Origin of the sequence: Mesorhizobium sp. M1329 (assembly GCF_040318035.1) — a bacterium.
In the GTDB taxonomy this organism is placed as follows: domain Bacteria; phylum Pseudomonadota; class Alphaproteobacteria; order Rhizobiales; family Rhizobiaceae; genus Mesorhizobium.
This window is the reverse complement of sequence record NZ_JAMYLN010000007.1, coordinates 165,542-181,663: the sequence shown is the minus strand read 5'-3', so window position 1 is coordinate 181,663 and position 16,122 is coordinate 165,542. Positions and strand designations below refer to the sequence as shown.

At 62.6% G+C, this 16,122-nt stretch carries 19 protein-coding genes; 4 read left to right on the top strand and 15 right to left on the bottom strand.

Going from position 1 to position 16,122, the window contains the following annotated elements; translation table 11 throughout:
• Positions 1 to 6: 6 nt before the first annotated feature.
• The 7 genes from NKH21_RS09735 to NKH21_RS09705 form a co-directional block, all read right to left on the bottom strand.
• On the bottom strand, positions 7 to 885 hold the full coding sequence (locus NKH21_RS09735) for a 3-hydroxybutyryl-CoA dehydrogenase (protein ID WP_023677945.1): 879 nt from the start codon (positions 883 to 885) through the stop codon (positions 7 to 9).
• A 114-nt stretch (positions 886 to 999) separates the two neighbouring features.
• Positions 1,000 to 1,929 (bottom strand): electron transfer flavoprotein subunit alpha/FixB family protein, encoded by a 930-nt coding sequence (locus NKH21_RS09730; protein ID WP_352668921.1) that lies wholly within the window; start codon positions 1,927 to 1,929, stop codon positions 1,000 to 1,002.
• A 157-nt stretch (positions 1,930 to 2,086) separates the two neighbouring features.
• Complete coding sequence (locus NKH21_RS09725; protein ID WP_023677947.1) at positions 2,087 to 2,836, bottom strand: electron transfer flavoprotein subunit beta/FixA family protein; 750 nt, start codon at positions 2,834 to 2,836, stop codon at positions 2,087 to 2,089.
• Positions 2,837 to 3,044: 208 nt separating this feature from the next.
• Positions 3,045 to 3,848 (bottom strand): rhomboid family intramembrane serine protease, encoded by an 804-nt coding sequence (locus NKH21_RS09720; protein ID WP_352668919.1) that lies wholly within the window; start codon positions 3,846 to 3,848, stop codon positions 3,045 to 3,047.
• A 25-nt stretch (positions 3,849 to 3,873) separates the two neighbouring features.
• On the bottom strand, positions 3,874 to 4,455 hold the full coding sequence (locus NKH21_RS09715; protein ID WP_352668918.1) for a cob(I)yrinic acid a,c-diamide adenosyltransferase: 582 nt from the start codon (positions 4,453 to 4,455) through the stop codon (positions 3,874 to 3,876).
• A gap of 29 nt (positions 4,456 to 4,484) precedes the next feature.
• A complete protein-coding gene (locus tag NKH21_RS09710) occupies positions 4,485 to 4,676 on the bottom strand; it encodes a twin transmembrane helix small protein (protein ID WP_023677950.1) in 192 nt (63 codons plus the stop codon).
• A gap of 23 nt (positions 4,677 to 4,699) precedes the next feature.
• Complete coding sequence (locus NKH21_RS09705) at positions 4,700 to 5,566, bottom strand: SDR family oxidoreductase (protein ID WP_352668915.1); 867 nt, start codon at positions 5,564 to 5,566, stop codon at positions 4,700 to 4,702.
• A gap of 57 nt (positions 5,567 to 5,623) precedes the next feature.
• On the opposite strand from NKH21_RS09705, the gene NKH21_RS09700 reads away from it, so the two are divergent.
• Entirely contained in the window at positions 5,624 to 6,478 is an 855-nt protein-coding gene (locus NKH21_RS09700; RefSeq protein ID WP_292656768.1) for a YihY/virulence factor BrkB family protein, read from the top strand.
• On the opposite strand, the gene NKH21_RS09695 is transcribed toward NKH21_RS09700, so the two are convergent.
• Both NKH21_RS09695 and gluQRS read right to left on the bottom strand, forming a co-directional pair.
• Positions 6,445 to 7,335, bottom strand: coding sequence for a DMT family transporter (locus NKH21_RS09695; protein ID WP_352668914.1), 891 nt, complete (start codon positions 7,333 to 7,335; stop codon positions 6,445 to 6,447). The genes NKH21_RS09700 and NKH21_RS09695 overlap by 34 nt on opposite strands.
• Positions 7,336 to 7,485: 150 nt before the next feature.
• Complete coding sequence (gene gluQRS / locus NKH21_RS09690; RefSeq protein WP_352670139.1) at positions 7,486 to 8,361, bottom strand: tRNA glutamyl-Q(34) synthetase GluQRS; 876 nt, start codon at positions 8,359 to 8,361, stop codon at positions 7,486 to 7,488.
• A 122-nt stretch (positions 8,362 to 8,483) separates the two neighbouring features.
• Here gluQRS and NKH21_RS09685 point away from each other — a divergent pair, with 122 nt between their 5' ends.
• Positions 8,484 to 9,125 carry a DNA-3-methyladenine glycosylase family protein gene (locus tag NKH21_RS09685; protein ID WP_352670137.1) on the top strand — a complete coding sequence of 214 codons (642 nt, stop codon included), beginning with the start codon at positions 8,484 to 8,486 and terminating at the stop codon, positions 9,123 to 9,125.
• Positions 9,126 to 9,253: 128 nt separating this feature from the next.
• A complete protein-coding gene (locus NKH21_RS09680; RefSeq protein ID WP_023677956.1) occupies positions 9,254 to 9,811 on the top strand; it encodes an HNH endonuclease in 558 nt (185 codons plus the stop codon).
• A gap of 151 nt (positions 9,812 to 9,962) precedes the next feature.
• Here the strand turns inward: NKH21_RS09680 and NKH21_RS09675 are convergent, their stop codons facing one another.
• Entirely contained in the window at positions 9,963 to 10,481 is a 519-nt protein-coding gene (locus NKH21_RS09675) for a disulfide bond formation protein B (RefSeq protein ID WP_352670133.1), read from the bottom strand.
• 29 nt (positions 10,482 to 10,510) lie between these two features.
• Positions 10,511 to 11,098 (bottom strand): YqaA family protein, encoded by a 588-nt coding sequence (locus tag NKH21_RS09670; RefSeq protein ID WP_023677958.1) that lies wholly within the window; start codon positions 11,096 to 11,098, stop codon positions 10,511 to 10,513.
• A gap of 372 nt (positions 11,099 to 11,470) precedes the next feature.
• Here NKH21_RS09670 and NKH21_RS09665 point away from each other — a divergent pair, with 372 nt between their 5' ends.
• Positions 11,471 to 13,330: an ABC transporter ATP-binding protein gene (locus NKH21_RS09665; protein WP_352864543.1), complete on the top strand. Its 1,860-nt coding sequence runs from the start codon at positions 11,471 to 11,473 to the stop codon at positions 13,328 to 13,330.
• An 851-nt stretch (positions 13,331 to 14,181) separates the two neighbouring features.
• Here the strand turns inward: NKH21_RS09665 and NKH21_RS09660 are convergent.
• From NKH21_RS09660 to bigR, 4 genes are read right to left on the bottom strand one after another with little or no spacing between them, the layout of a single operon-like run.
• A complete protein-coding gene (locus NKH21_RS09660; RefSeq protein WP_473600042.1) occupies positions 14,182 to 14,940 on the bottom strand; it encodes a sulfite exporter TauE/SafE family protein in 759 nt (252 codons plus the stop codon).
• A gap of 8 nt (positions 14,941 to 14,948) precedes the next feature.
• Positions 14,949 to 15,383, bottom strand: a complete 435-nt coding sequence (locus NKH21_RS09655; RefSeq protein WP_352670125.1) for a DUF6691 family protein — start codon at positions 15,381 to 15,383, stop codon at positions 14,949 to 14,951.
• Positions 15,380 to 15,790: a YeeE/YedE family protein gene (locus NKH21_RS09650; RefSeq protein ID WP_352864540.1), complete on the bottom strand. Its 411-nt coding sequence runs from the start codon at positions 15,788 to 15,790 to the stop codon at positions 15,380 to 15,382. Before NKH21_RS09650 ends, NKH21_RS09655 begins: the two co-directional genes overlap by 4 nt.
• Positions 15,787 to 16,119 carry a sulfite-sensing transcriptional repressor BigR gene (bigR, locus tag NKH21_RS09645; protein ID WP_352670148.1) on the bottom strand — a complete coding sequence of 111 codons (333 nt, stop codon included), beginning with the start codon at positions 16,117 to 16,119 and terminating at the stop codon, positions 15,787 to 15,789. The genes NKH21_RS09650 and bigR overlap by 4 nt, the downstream gene beginning before the upstream one ends.
• Positions 16,120 to 16,122 lie beyond the last annotated feature (3 nt).

Sequence of the window (16,122 nt, the reverse complement as noted above, 5' to 3'; positions counted from 1 at the left end):
TAGGGATCAGCGCGTCGGAACGGGATGCTCGCCGCGATAGTCGTAGAAGCCGCGCCCGGTCTTGCGGCCGAGCCAGCCGGCCTCGACATATTTGACCAGCAGCGGGCAGGGGCGGTATTTCGAATCCGACAGCCCGTCATGCAGCACCTGCATGATCGACAGGCAGGTATCGAGCCCGATGAAATCGGCAAGCTGCAGCGGCCCCATCGGATGGTTGGCGCCGAGCTTCATAGCGGTATCGATGGCGTCGACCGAGCCGACACCTTCATAGAGCGTGTAGATCGCTTCGTTGATCATCGGCAGCAGGATGCGGTTGACGATGAAGGCCGGGAAATCCTCCGAGACGGTGATCGTCTTGTCGAGTTGCTTCACATATGTTTTTGCCGCTTCGAAGGTCTGGTCCTCGGTGGCGATGCCGCGCACCAGTTCGACCAACTTCATCACCGGAACCGGATTCATGAAATGTATGCCGATGAAGCGTTCAGGGCGGTCGGTCTGCGAAGCCAGCCGCGTGATCGAGATCGATGACGTGTTCGTCGCCAGGATAGCCTCGGGGTTGAGTTGCGGGCAGAGCTGGGCATAGATCTTGCGCTTGACCGTCTCGTCCTCGGTCGCTGCTTCGATCACCAGATCGGCGCCCGCAAGGTCGGCCATGGCCGGTGCCGCCGAAATGCGCGCCATCGCCTCATTGCGCAGCTTTTCCTCGAGTTTGCCGGAGCCGACCTGACGGGCCATGTTGCCGCTGATAGTAGCGATGCCCTTTTCGATGCGGTCGGGCGAAATATCGTAAACCAGCACCTTATAGCCCGCCAGCGCCGACACATGGGCGATGCCGCCACCCATCTGGCCCGCGCCGATGATGCCGATCGTCTCGATCTTGCTCATTACCCGATCCCGTCGAGGCCTTTGCGGCCCGTTTTTTGTGCAGTGCAAACTAAAAGGGCGGGGCGACTTCGTCTACCCCACCCCTCAGAATTTAATACGCTTTGGCAGAAGGCGTCAAAGCGCCTTTTGCAGTTCCGGCAGAATGACGAAGAGATCGCCGACGAGACCGTAGTCGGCGACCTGGAAGATCGGCGCTTCCTCGTCCTTGTTGATGGCAACGATCACCTTCGAATCCTTCATGCCGGCAAGGTGCTGGATAGCACCGGAGATGCCGACGGCAATGTAAAGGTCGGGCGCTACCACCTTGCCGGTCTGGCCGACCTGCCAGTCGTTCGGCGCATAGCCGGCATCGACGGCGGCGCGAGATGCACCAACCGCCGCACCGAGCTTGTCGGCGACCGGCAGGATGACCTCCTGGAACTTTTCGGAGGAGCCCAGCGCACGGCCGCCCGAGATGATGATCCTGGCCGAGGTCAGCTCTGGACGGTCGGTCTCGGAGAGCTTGTTCTCGACAAAGCTCGACAGGCCGGGATTGGCCGGCGCCTGGACCGTCTCGACCGGCGCGGAACCGCCCTCGGGTGCTGCCTGGAAGGAAGCGGTGCGCACCGTGATGACCTTCTTGGCGTCACTCGACTGCACCGTCTGGATGGCGTTGCCGGCATAGATCGGCCGCTTGAAGGTGTCGGGCGACACGACTTCGATGATTTCCGATATCTGGGCGACATCGAGCAGCGCCGCCACGCGGGGCGCGACGTTCTTGCCCGACGAGGTCGCCGGCGCGATGATCGTCTCGTATGGCTCAGCAAGCGAAACGACGAGTGCCGCCAGCGGTTCGGCGAGACGCTCGGTCAGTTCGTCGGCGTCGGCGAGCAGCACCTTGGTGACGCCCTTGAGCTTGGCGGCGGCGTCCGCTGCCGGCTTGGCACCTTTGCCGGCAACCAGCACATGCACGTCCGAACCGATCTGCAGCGCCGCCGAAAGCGCCTTGGCGGTCTGGTCGGAAAGCGTCGCGTTGTCATGTTCGGCAATCAGAAGAATTGTCATCTCTTTATTCCTTGATCCACTTCAGTGGGGACGTTCGAATTCATGTCAGGCCGAGTCGAAAACGGTTGGGTTCGAGAACCGGAGCGGAGCGTACTTCAGTAGGTGAGCACCGGAAGCGGAGAACCCTGCCGTTTGCAGGCCGGCATCACATGAATTCCTACAGCACGCCGGCTTCATTCTTCAGCTTGTCGACCAGTTCGGCGACGCTCTTGACCTTGACGCCCGCCTTGCGGCCGCCCGGCTCCTCGGTCTTGATCACCTTCAGCCGCGGCTTGACGTCGGCGCCGTAGTCGGCAGGGCTCTTCTCGTCGAGCGGCTTCTTCTTGGCCTTCATGATGTTGGGCAGCGACGCGTAGCGTGGCTGGTTCAGCCGCAAATCGGCCGTGACGATTGCCGGCATCTTCAGTTCCAGCGTCTGCAGGCCGCCATCGACCTCGCGCGTCACGGTGGCCTTGTCACCGTCGAGCACGATCTTGGAGGCGAAGGTGCCCTGAGCCCAGCCGAGAAGTGCGGCCAGCATCTGGCCGGTCTGGTTGGAATCGTCGTCGATCGCCTGCTTGCCGAGAATGACCAGGCCGGGCTGTTCTGCCTCGACGACGCCCTTCAGTACCTTGGCGACGCCCAGCGGCTCAGTCTGCTCGTCGGTCTTGACCAGGATGGCGCGGTCGGCGCCCATGGCGAGCGCCGTGCGCAACGTCTCCTGTGCCTGCTGCGGCCCGATCGATACGACGATGATCTCTTCGGCCTTGCCAGCTTCCTTCAGCCGGATCGCCTCTTCCACCGCGATCTCGTCGAACGGGTTCATCGCCATCTTGACGTTGGCGAGTTCCACCGCCGAACCGTCCGCCTTCACCCGGACCTTGACGTTCGCATCCACAACCCGCTTCACGGGCACAAGGATCTTCATTTGCCTGTCACCTCTTTCACGATAGTCTCTTTACGCTCGTCGGGCGCGCTATAGCAGCGTGCACCTCTTCAGAGTTGTCGAAAGCCGACATTCCGGACGGAATTCTGGTCTTCGCCACGCCAGTAGGGTGGCGCTTCCGTAGTTGCGGCGACCTCGCGCGTCAATATCCGGGGCGCACTCGGATCTTCGGCGAAGCACTCAAATCGGTTCAGTCCGGACCGGAAACGGTCCCCCTGCCCCAGCGCGGCGCCGGCTGCGCAGGTTGTGGGTCGCTTGGCGCCGGCTCCACGGCTAGGGGCACCGGACCGGCGACCACGGCCGGCTCCTCGTCTGCGCCGGCGAGCAGCGGCACGCCGCGGCTGCGCAAGATAAGCACCAGTACGGCTCCAGCGATGATGCCGCCAATATGGCAGGCCCAGGAAACCTGATCCTCGCCTCCCTGGGCAAACATGAAGATCTGGAACAGGATCCACAGGATGAGCGGTATGAAGGCCGGGATGCGCAACGGGATGCGTGCGAAGACCAGCACCCATACCTTCACCCGCGGATAAAGGATCAGGTAGGCAGCGACGACACCGGCGATGGCGCCCGACGCGCCGATCAGCGGCACTTGCGAATCCCAGGCAACCAGACCCTGGAAGAAAGCGCCGGCGATGGCGCAAAGCAGGTAGAAGACGAGATAGCGGACATGGCCGAGTGCATCCTCGACATTGTCGCCGAACACCCACAGGAACAGCATGTTGCCGCCGAGGTGGAAGATATCCGCGTGCAGGAAGGAATAGGTCAGATAGCTCAGGCTCTCCGGAATGACGACAAATTGCGGAGCGAGCTCGACGCTGTCATGCACAACAGACGGGATGAAGCCGAGGCCCAGCACCGCGGCGTTGGCGAAGTCCTCGCCGCCAAGCGTTGTGACAAAGTAGATCAGCACGTTTAGCGCGATCAGGCTGATCGTCACATATTGCAGCTTGATGTGCCGCAGCCGGTTGGTGTCGTAAAGCGGGATGAACATCGGGCCTCTCCCGCTTCCGGCGGATTCAGCGGTTCTTGCCGGGAACCCATAGCACGTCGGCGTTTCCGTTGTCATTGACCGCGCGTGCGGCGACGAACAGAAAGTCCGAGACACGGTTGATGTATCTTATCGCCTCGCGGTTGACGTGCTCGTCCGGGTCTTGCGACAGCGCCACCATGATGCGCTCGGCGCGGCGGGCCACCGTGCGGGCGAGGTGAAGGGCAGCCGCTGCCGGCGTACCGCCGTTGAGCACGAAGGATTTGAGCGGCTCAAGGTCCTTGTTGAGGAGGTCGATATCCTGTTCGATGCGGTCGGTCTGCGAGGCGATGATGCGCAACGGCTCGTAGTCGAGCGGCTTGCCATCATCGGGGACTGCCAGATCGGCGCCGAGATCGAAAAGGTCGTTCTGGATGCGGCCGAGCATCGCATCGATCGCCGGATTTACTGCCGCTGTATGAATGCGGGCCATGCCGATGCAGGCATTGGCCTCGTCGACGGTGCCGTAGGCCTCGATTCGAAGGTCGGATTTCAGCCGCCGCTCACCAGAGCCGAGGCCGGTGGTGCCATCGTCGCCGGTGCGGGTGTAGATCTTGTTGAGCTTGACCACGGGTTACCTCCCGGCTGGTGGCTGCTGCGTCACTTACGGGTGAAATATACCGCCAGCATGATCAGCACCAAGGCCACGAACTGCAACAGCACGCGCGTCTGCATCAGCTTGTTGGAGGTCATGCTGGAGCCGCCGCGCATCATGTTGATGAGACCGCGGATCAGCACGATCACCACGGCAACCATGACGAGAACGGCGAGGATGTTGAAGACGGTTGCCATGGTGTGTCCCAGGTGAATTGCGTTCAGGCGCGTTTGGCGAGCAGACGGTAGAGTATCGATGACGGCACGATGCGTTTAAGGATTGCGCCGATCCTGGCCGGCACCGTTACCACATAATGCGGGCGCGGGCGCCGCGACAGAAGGGCATGGCGCAAGGCGGCATAAACCACCTCCGGCCCGGGCTTCAGCCGCGATGTGCTGCCGCCGGCCCGCAGCCGTTTGAGTTGCGCCGCATAGGCGAGGCGATGAACGGAATTCTCATGATCGATATTTGCCAGGAACCATGCAAGGCTGTTGCTAGCGATCTTCGATTTCACCGGCCCCGGCTCAATCAGCGAAACATGGATGCCGCTGCCGAGGAGCTCTTGATAGAGGGACAGCATCAGCCCTTCGATAGCGTGCTTCGATGCCGAGTAGGCGCCGCGAAAAGGCACCGGCGCGAGGCCGAGGATCGATGAGCAATGAACGAGACGACCATGGCCCTGGCGGCGCATCACCGGTACGACACGGCGAGTGAGATCATGCCAGCCAAAGACATTGGCCTCGAACTGCTGCCGTAAAGCCTCGACCGGCAGGTCCTCGACGGCGCCGGGCTGTCCGTAGGCGCCGTTGTTGAAGAGCGCATCGAGCCGGCCGCCGGTCCGTTCCAGCACCGACGCCACCAGCGCCTCGATCGATCCGGGCTCGGTGTAGTCCAGATAAAAGGCCTCGATGCCGTCGGCCTCTAGCGCGGCGATATCTTCGGGCTTTCGGGCCGTTGCGAACACCCGCCAGCCTTCCGCCTTCAGCGCTCGGGCGCAATAGGCACCTATTCCGGAAGAGGCACCTGTGACAATGATGGTGCGCAACTTTTCTCCGGGAGGAATGGTGGTTTGACCTAGGGTTGTCATTTACCGCAAACCCTTCCCATATTCGCGGCGTCGGGACAATCGAAGGGAACGCGGTTCTTGTTGCGGAAGATCGTAGCCCTCAAACGCGTCCTCTACGACGCGCTCGGCCATTTCAACACCGACGACGGCTGGGCAATGGCCAGCCATCTGGCGATCACCGCGCTGATGGCGCTTTTTCCTTTCCTGATCTTCGCCACGACGCTGGCGAGTTTTTTCGGTGCGCAGGCTTTCGCCGACACCGCCGTGCACCTTGTATTCGACACATGGCCGGAGCAGATCGCCAAACCGATCGCGCGCGAAGTGCTCAACGTGCTTACCGTTCGGCGCAGTGACCTGTTGACCTACGGTATCGTGCTTGCCGGATACTTCGCCTCGAACGGGATCGAGGCGCTGCGCACTTCGCTCAACCGCGCCTATCGTGTCTCGGAAACGCGCGGCATCATCTACCGGCGAGTGCAGAGCATCATCTTCGTGCTGATCGCGACGGCCGGGTTTTTGGCGATCAGCGTGCTGCTGGTCTTCGCGCCATTGCTGGCACGGCTGGCCGAGTCGCATTTCGAATGGATAAAACCCTATATGGGCACGATCACGCTGTGGCGTTACGTTATAGCCTCGGTCGTCATCATCGGCGGTCTGTTCGCCGTGCATTTCTGGTTGCCGGCCGGCAAGCGCCGCTTCGTTTCGATCGTGCCTGGCATCATCTTCACGCTGGTCGGCTGGCTCATCGGGTCGACCATCTTCGCCGCCTATCTCGATCATTTCTCGTCCTATGTGACGACCTATGCCGGCCTCGCCTCGATCATGATCGCCGTCGTGTTCCTCTATATCGTCTCGGCGATCTTCATCCTCGGTGGCGAGCTCAACGCCGCGATCAGCCGCTATTTAGAGGCACGTGCCCGCGTCGGCGGCTGAGCCGTCGCCAGCCCGACGCCGAGCGTCGCGATCGCCATGCCGGCGATCTGGAGCGGGCTCAATTGCTCACCGAACAATGCCCAGGCGATGACCGCGGTGACGGCCGGCACGAGGTAAAACAGCGAGGCGACTTTCGACATCTCGCCGTCGCGGATCATCACCATCAACAGGAAGATGGCGCCGATCGACAGCACCAGCACGAGCCAGGCCATAGCGAACATCAGTTCGCCATTGACGATGACCGTTCGGGTCTCGAAGGCGAGCGAGGCCAGAGCCATCACCGATGCGCCGCCGACATATTGCCAGAACGTGGCAGCCACCAGATCTCCGCCGGAGGCGAAACGCTTCTGCCAGATCGTACCGGCGCTCATGCCGAGTACGGAGACCAGCGAGGCGCCCAGTGTTTCGGCCGTCACGCCGCCGCCGAGCGCGCCGAGCTTCGGCCAGAGCACGATCACCACGCCGATCAACCCGAGGCCGAGACCGGCCCAGTGGCGCGGCAGGATGGCCTCGCCCAGAAGCCGGCCGGCGAGCACTGCCGTGATCAGCGGCTGCAGGCCGACGATCAGGGCTGAAAGCCCGGCGGGCATGCCCCGGTGGATGGCCCAGAACACGCCGCCGAGATAGACCCCATGCATCAGGATGCCGGCACCCGTCGCGTGCAGCGCTTCATCGCGGGTGGCGCGGCTCGAACCAAGTGCGGCCATCAAAGCGACAAGCAGGATTGCGGCCAGGACAAAGCGCGCGGCCAGGAACGTAAAGGGCTCCGCCCACGGCATGGCATAGCGTGCGCCGATGAAGCCGGTCGCCCACAGGACGACGAAAGAGGCGGGGATGAACCGCTTGAGGCTGTGCATTTTCCGGAGGCCGCGTTGAATTCGGGTGGGGGATCGACTGCGGCGACTGCTTAATGCCGTTCGGGCCGGCAAGCAAAACCAAACGGTTGATCCATAGAGTCATTTGAATTGAAGGAGCGCCGTTGATGGCCGTCAGCTCACCGGTCTAGTCTAGAGACCGACCAGCCGCTTGACGTCGGCGGGCGATGCGCCCGCCTTACGCTGGGCGGCAAGGCCGGTATCGCCAAGACTCTTCGACAGTTTTCGTCCGTCAGGGCCGAGGATCAGGCGATGGTGAAAATAGGCCGGCTGCGGCAGGCCAAGAAGTTGCTGAAGCAGCCGCTGCACGCTGGTCGCGGAATAAAGGTCCTGGCCGCGCACGACATGGCTGACGCCCTGCAGCGCGTCGTCCATGGTGACGGCGAGATGATAGCTGGTCGGGATTTCGCGGCGCGCCACGACCACGTCGCCCCAATCCTGCGGACGGGCTTCGATACGACGCGTCGCGGAGAGCGTCTCGTCCGTGTATTCGGCCCATAACAGGTCCTTGCCGGCGCGCGCCATTGCCGCATCGACGTCCAGCCGCCAGGCAAATGGCACATTTTCGGCGATGCGCCGCTTACGCTCGCTCGCCGGCAACGCCTTGTCGGCGGCGGGATAGAGCGGCACGCCGTCCGGGTCGCGCGGCCAGTCGCGGCCGCGCTTTTCACTGTCGGCGATGAAGGCGCGGATCTCACTTCTGCTCATGAAGGCCGGATAGACAAGCTCCGCTTCGATCAGCCGCTCGAGCATCGCCTGATATTCGGCAAAATGCTCGGACTGGCGGCGCACCGGTTCCTCCCAGCCAAGCCCCAGCCATTTCAGGTCGCGAAAAGTGCCTGTCTCGAATTCCGGCGTGCAGCGCGTCGTATCGATATCCTCGATGCGCAGCAGCAGGCGTCCACCCGCCGCCTTTGCCAATTTCTGATTGAGCAGCGCCGAATAGGCATGGCCGAGATGCAGTTCGCCGTTCGGGCTCGGCGCGAAGCGGAATGTCAGCAGTGTCATTGTCCGGCGGCAATCGGGTTGTGCGGCGCTTTCGCCAATTGCTACTTTGCGCCGGCGGCGTCGTGCGTCCAGAGGGACGCGTGACGAAGCGTGCGGCACTTTTGATTTTGGAACAAGCAGACATGCAACGCATCGCCAGTCTCGACGACATTGCGCAAGGGCTGGATAGGCTATGCTTGCTCGACCCACGCCTGGAAAAAGTGCGCGGCATGGCCGGCGAGGTGCCGCTCAGGCTGTCGGAGCCGGGGTTCAGGAGCCTCGCTTCGATCGTCGTTTCACAACAAGTGTCCCGCGCGAGCGCCGATGCCATCTTCGGCCGGCTGACGAAACTGCTCGATCCGCTGACGCCGCAGGCGATCCTTGCCGCCGACGAGGCGATCTTTCGCGAGGCCGGGCTGTCGCGGCCCAAGCAGAGCGGTCTGATTGCCGTCGCCCAGGCGGTGGCCGGCGGGCTCGACCTCGATCACCTGTGCCGGCTCGATGCAAGCGAGGCTATCGCAGCCATGACCAAGGTCCCGGGCATCGGCCCGTGGACGGCTGAAGTCTACCTTTTGTTTGCCGCCGGACACCCGGATATCTTTCCGGCGCGCGACGTTGCTTTGCAGAGCGCGGTCGGCCATGCACTCGGCATCGACCCGCGTCCGCCGGAGAAAATGCTGATCCGGCTTGCCGAATCATGGAGCCCGTGGCGCGGTGTCGCATCGCGGCTTTTCTGGGCTTATTATCGCGAATTGAAGGGCAGGGATGCCGCGCCTCCGGCCTGAATCCGCAAAAAAGCATTGAAATCATGCGTTTTTGAGACCCGGCAAGATCGACAATCCGCTTCACATCCCTGTCATGTCGGGCTTACAGTATCCGCGTCGACCGGTTCTAGGTGAAGGAGGTCAACGACGTGACGGTTGCCGTATCTCCGGATGGGCTTCCAGCGCTGGTGCTGAATGCGGATTACCGTCCGCTCAGCTATTACCCCCTGTCGCTCTGGTCCTGGCAGGATGCCATCAAGGCGGTGTTCCTCGAGAGGGTGAACATCGTCGCCGAATACGAACACGCCGTCTCTTCACCGACCTTTTCGATGAAGCTGCCGAGCGTCGTCAGCCTGAAGGCTTACGTGAAGCCGTCGAGGCATCCGGCGTTTACCCGTTTCAACGTCTTCCTGCGTGACCGTTTCCAGTGCCAATATTGCGGTACGCCGGACGATCTGACGTTCGACCATGTCATTCCTCGCCATCGCGGCGGCGCCACGACCTGGGAGAATGTCGTCGCTGCCTGCTCGCCCTGCAATCTGAGGAAGGGCGGCATGATGCCGGCCCACGCCAAGATGTGGCCGCTGCAGAAGCCCTATCAGCCGACGGTACATGATTTGCATAATAACGGCCGGCTGTTCCCGCCCAACCATCTGCACGAAAGCTGGATGGATTATCTCTACTGGGATGTCGAACTCGAACCTTGAGATCATCCGACAATTCGGGAGGCTGGCCGTCTGAAGCGATTTTTTGCGCTTCCGATGCTCACCGACCAATGTCCGCTCCGCTTCGGTTCTCGACAATCACTCCACACGACTCAGCCTGCCGAATTCTTGGATGATCTCGTGTCGCGCTAAATCAATCGCGGGCGAAGGCGCTGCGGAAGGCTACGACTGCCAGGACGAAGCTGGCGATGGCGTTCCAGCCGGCCAAGGACAGGCCGAGGATGCGGAGCGCCGCCTTGTCGCAGGAGGGCGGGACGAATTTGTCGAGAGCGTCGAGCACGCCCTTGCCGCCGGTGTCCACCGGTCCGGCGGCTGCGGTGCAGTCGGTCGGGCCCGGCCACCACGCCCATTCGACCCCGGAGTGATAAACGCCGAGATAGACACCGTAGAGCATCAGCAGGCCGCCAATGGCCAGCAGGCCACGGCTTATCCAGGCTGGCGCGTGAAGAGCCGACGCAAGCACCGCCAGCAGCATCAAGGGCACGCCGACGTAGTAAGGGGTGCGCTGCTCGAGGCAGAGCTTGCAGGGGATGTAGCCGCCGAGATACTGGAAGGCCAGCGCCGAGCCGACCGTGGCAGCCATGGCGACAGCGAGAAACAGGGCGGTGCGCAGCCGCTGGCGTCCGGTATCGGCATTCACGGTCGCTGTCATCGGACTCAGTCCATTCGGTTCGATGCCGTTCAGACGGCGTATTTGACGACGATATAGAGCAAAATCAGGGCAGCGGCGGCGGCGCCCGCAATCTGGCCAAGGCGCTTTTCGATGAAGTGGCGGATTGGCTCGCCATAGCGGCGCAACAGCCAGGCGAGAAACAGGAAGCGGGCGCCGCGCGCAACGATTGCCAGCACGATGAACAGCAGCAAAGGAACACCGATGACGCCGGACAGGATTGTCACCACCTTGATCGGCGGCAGATGGGCGAGGCCGGAGGTGACCAGCATCAGGATGATGAAGCCGACACCCGACGAGACGCGCATCGCCTCGAACTCGTCGTATTTGCCATAAAATTCGAGGATCGGCCGCGCCACCGCGTCATAGGCGTAGTGGCCGATGAACCAGCCGGCGATGCCGCCCAGCACCGAGGCGACGGTGGCAACCAGCGCATAACGGTAAGCGCGATCCGGCCGCGACAGCGCCATCGGCAGATAGAGCACATCGGCCGGCACCAGGAACACAGAGCTCTCGACGAAGGCGATGAAGGCCAGCCACCATTCGGCGGATTTGCTCGCCGCCAGCGACAAGGTCCAGTCGTAAAGTCCGCGAAGCATCGGCACTCCTAATGCACGCCCAAACCAGTAGCGGTCTTGGGGTCACGACATGGCACAAACAAGACTTGGAAGCGCCCCCGTATCAACCTCGTCGGACAGGGTGCGCTTCAATGACATGCGCCGCCTGTCTAGAAAGATTTTCCGCGCTGCACAATGGCAGCTGCTTCACGAAATCGAAAGGCCGGGCTTGGGCGAGACCGGATCTCGGGAATTGGCCGTTGACGAACAGGCAAGGGCATCGAACTTCTGCGCCTGAAATGCGTCAAGGCGAGTTCTAATACGTTGCCGCGTTTTCCGGTCGAACACGATCCGTGTTTAAATACCGGCGATTCCTGTCGCATCCTCTCTCCCTGCTTCGCCCTTTGCGCCGCCATGTCGTTGTCTGATTTCATTTATCGCCCCTTTGAGACGCTCATCCGTCCGCTGGATATTCCACCCGCGCCGCTGCCTGCGAGCGGGCCGTTTGCATTGCTCCTGCATTTTGCGCGGATGTTCCGCAGCACCCTTGCGGCCATTACCATCCTGATGATGGCGGTCGAGGGGATCAACCTTGCGACGATCTGGGGGGCCTCGTTCGTCGTCGACGGGGTGAGCGCGAAGGGCGCGGCGGTTTTCCTGCAGGAGGACTGGCCGACGCTGGTCGTGCTCGGCGTGCTGGTTTTCCCCGTGCTGCCGTTGCTCATCTTCGTGGGCAATGCGCTGAACTCGCAGACGGTGGCCGTATGCATGCCGGCGGCGATGCAGTGGCAGGGCCACAAGGCAGTGGAACGCCAGGACCTTGCCTTCTTCCACGATCTCTTCGCCGGTCAGGTGGCGTCGCGCATTTCGCAAGTCGCATCCGCCGTGCAGCAGCAGATCGTCGTGGCCTTCTACAGAATACCGCTGTTCCTGGTGCAACTCGTCGGTTCGCTCGTTCTGCTTGGCGCGTTGTCGTGGCCGCTGGCGCTGCCGGTTTTCGTCTGGATCTCCGCCAACATCGCCATTGCGGTGGTGGCGGTACCCCAATATTCCGAGCGGTCGCGCCGCTCGGCGCGCGGGCGAAGCCTCGTGGTCGGCGCCATGACCGACCTCTACAGCAACATCCAGATGGTCAAGCTGTTTGCGGCGGAAGACAGCGAGGCGGGCGCGATACGGACCGTCATGGAAAACGCCATCGAGACCCAGCAGCGCGAAAGGCGCATCTATCTGACGACCGATATGGGCGTCGTCCTGCTCAACGTTGCCCTCTTTCTCACCAATGTTGCCATAGGGCTCTGGGGATTTGTCGCCGGCTTCGTCACGGTTGGCCAGTTCGCCGCTTCGATCGCCATCGTGCAGCGGCTCAACGCCAACTCCCGTGCCTTCCTGCAGATGGGCCAGCAGATTTTCCAGGCGGTGGGCACGATCCGCGACGCAATGCCGGTCGTGACGACGCCGCCGACCATAAAAGACGCGCCGAACGCCAAGCCGCTCGACGTCTCGGCCGGGGAAGTCGAGTTCAAGAACATCCAGTTCGAATACCGCGAGGGCCAACGGGTGATCGAAGACCTGTCGCTCACCGTGCGCGCAGGCGAGAAGGTCGGGCTCGTTGGCCTCTCCGGCGCCGGCAAGTCGACCCTTGTCAGCCTGCTCCTAAGGTTCTTCGAGCTGAAGGGCGGCGCGATCCTGATCGATCGGCAGGATCTCCGCAGCGTGACCCAGGCCAGCCTTCGGGAGAGCATCGGCGTCGTCACCCAGGACGTCTCGCTTCTGCATCGCTCCGTCGGCGACAACATCCGTTATGGCCGGCCCGATGCCCCGCCGGAGGAGGTGGAGCACGCCGCGATGCTGGCCGAGGCCGACGACTTCATCGCCGATCTCAGAGATAGCGAAGGCCGAACCGGCTACGACGCTTTCGTTGGCGACCGCGGGGTGAAACTTTCCGGCGGCCAGCGCCAGCGCGTCGCGATCGCCCGGGTGTTGCTCAAGGACGCGCCAATCCTGGTTCTCGATGAGGCGACGTCCGCATTGGACAGCGAAGCCGAGGCGGCGGTCCAGGACAAGCTCGCTCTTCTGATGGAAGGCAAAACCGTGATCGCCATCGCCCATCGCCTGTCGACGATTGCCAGGATGGACCGGATCGTCGTCCTCGACAAAGGCCGCATCGTCGAGGAGGGAAAACCATCGGCGCTGCTGGAGCGCGACGGGCTCTATGCCCGACTGTGGAAGCTTCAGACCGGCGGCTATATTGCCGACGCCCTCGAGGAGATGTGAGCCGCCCTCGGTGATGTTTTGCTCATGGCCGGGTCGATACATTCTGCTTTCACTCCGGAAACCGGACTTGGCTGAACTCGTTTCCACCGTAGCGTTCAGAACCCGATCCTAACTCAATCTGATCATGTGCACCGCGTGCTGCCGCTGGCGACGGCGCATTGGCTCATGGATGGGGCGTCAGTATTCATCGGCATTCTGTGGCCGCTGTTGCGGTAGAAGGGTTCAACGGGCTGAGATGCCCACTATGGACCGAAGCCTCCGACGACGAAATCGAAGCTTAGGCTTGGGCTAGATAGGCTCCAGGGAATTGGCCAGTTGACGAACAGGCCTCCAACCGTATAGTCCGCGCCCATCCAGGCCGCCCGGCCTGAGCCCCTATGGGGGAATTGGTAGACGCGCTCGACTCAAAAAGTGGTTTGTCTACCATGCGACGGAGTGTCGCAAAACCAAAAACGAATAAGAAAATCAAAGCGTTAATGAATCGGACCTTTATTCCTCAAAGCCTCACAAAGCCGTCCAGGTGCAGAATAGGAGCCGCGTCCGCAACTGCCCGCGGCGCCAATGGCGTATAAATGGCATTCATCACAAAGCTGAGGCACGACGCGATATTGACCCCCGCCGGTTTGCGGCGCTTCTACGCCATGATTTGAGGGACGTCTGCCACGCGCCGAAGTCGGCCGTTCAGGGCGACTTGATCACCGTCTGGAAGCCGACCTTCCCGAGAGCCTCGGATCGACGCGCTTGCGCCAACAGCCGACATGGAACCGCACCACAAAGCAAGTCGATCCAGCCTGGAACCTTGAAACCGGCTGCACACGGCGCGGGGTGATTTCTCGTTATGGAGGCAGCGTCTAGCGGCCTTCGCTCCGCCACAGCACGTAGCCTGCGACAATGAAAATAACGATGGCGAAGATGCGGTTGAGCGTGTCCCTGCCGGCGGAAAGCCGAGTGGCGACAGTCATGCCGATCATCCCCCCAAGGATACCGCCGCCAATGAACTCGGCCGCGAGCAGCCAGTCGATCAGCCCGGAGGCGGCGTAGTTGATGGCAGTTGCGAGGCCGAAGGCGGAGACCGCGAGCAGAGAGGAGCCGACCGCGTTGATCATCGGCATCCCCGTGGCGGCCAATAGGGCGGGCACGATCAGGAACCCGCCGCCAATGCCGAAAAATCCGGACGCACCACCCGCGAGGATCGCAGCGAACGCCGTCAGCAGACACATACGTCGATCCACGGGCCGAGCCGTTGCGGCTACGGTCTTGCGTGATTTGAGCATCAGGACGCCGATCACGATCATCAGCAGGGCGAACAGGACGAGCAGGTGCTGACCGTCCATAGCCTTCCCGAAGCTGGAGCCGGCGAGTGCGCCCACCGCACCGACAGCGGCAAAGACGATCGCGCAGCGCCACCAGATGTGCCCTTTCAGCGCATGCCCGGCGAAGTTGGCAATCGCGTTGGCCGAAACGGCAAGTGCGCTGGTGCCGATGGCGATGTGAGGGCTGGAAACGCCAACGACATAGAGCAGGAGCGGTGCGGCAAGAATCGAGCCGCCACCACCCAGCAGGCCGAGCATCAAGCCGACGATACCGCCCGAGCCGACGGCGCTCACCATGGCGCCGGTCAAGGCCGCATCCGCTTGAAGAACCGGTCGTGAAATATCATGCCGGCGAGCATTGCCAGCGCGAAGAGCCAGGTTTGCCAGAGGCCAAGCGACAGCGAGGCGACAGCGGGGCCGGGGCACAATCCCCCGAGCCCCCAGCCGAGGCCGAATAGCGCGGAGCCCGCGATCAGCCGCGCATCGATGCTTGTCGACACCGGGAAATGGAACGTCGTGTCGAGTATCGGCCGCGGCATGCGCCGCCCCACGCGGAGTCCGACGAAGGCCACCGCGACGGCGCCGCCAAGCACGAAGGCCAGGCTCGAGTCCCACGCGCCAAAGACGTCGAGAAAGCCTTGCACGCGTATCGGGTCGAGCATGCCCGACAGCGACAGGCCGAAGCCAAAGACCAGACCGGCGCCGACGGAAACGATGATTTGCGACTTGCGAACGGTCATGGTGCGGCGCACTTCAGTAGAGCGACGGCGAGCACGCCGGCCGCGAGGAACGTGACGACGGCGGCGAAAGAGCGCCGCGACAACCGGGCAAGACCGAGGACGCCGTGGCACGAGGTGCAGCCCGAACCCATGCGCGTGCCGAAACCCACGAGCAAGCCCGCGACGACGATCAGTGGCCACGACCCGGTGACGGTGACCGCCGGCATATGCCCGAATAGTGCGAGGAACAACACCGGTCCGAGGGCGAGGCCTACGACGAAGGCGCCGTTCGTCAGGATGTTAGCTCCCTGCGCCAGACGTCCGACAATGCCACTTATGCCGGCGACGCGCCCATTCAGGACAAGCAGCAAGACCGCAGAGAGGCCGATGATCATGCCACCGATCAGCGACACCCAGTAACCGCTCATGACGTGCTCCCAGGCTCGCAGAAGATACCATAGAGAGCCCCGATGAGCTGCGCCGCCTTGTCCGCCGTAAGGCGGTAGAAAATCTGCTTGCCTTCGCGTCGCGTCTCGACAATCCCAGCCTCGCGCAAAACGGTGAGTTGCTGAGAGAGCGTCGGCTGGTGGATATCGAGCTTTTCCTCGAGCGCGCCGACCGAGTATTCGCCCTCGGCAAGCGTGCAGGCGAGCAGCAGCCGGACCGGATGGGCGAGCGTCTTTAGCAATCCCGCGACTTCGCCGGCGCGGACCTCCATGGCGGCAAGGCTCATGCCTTTCGTTTTCAAATCGTCCATCGC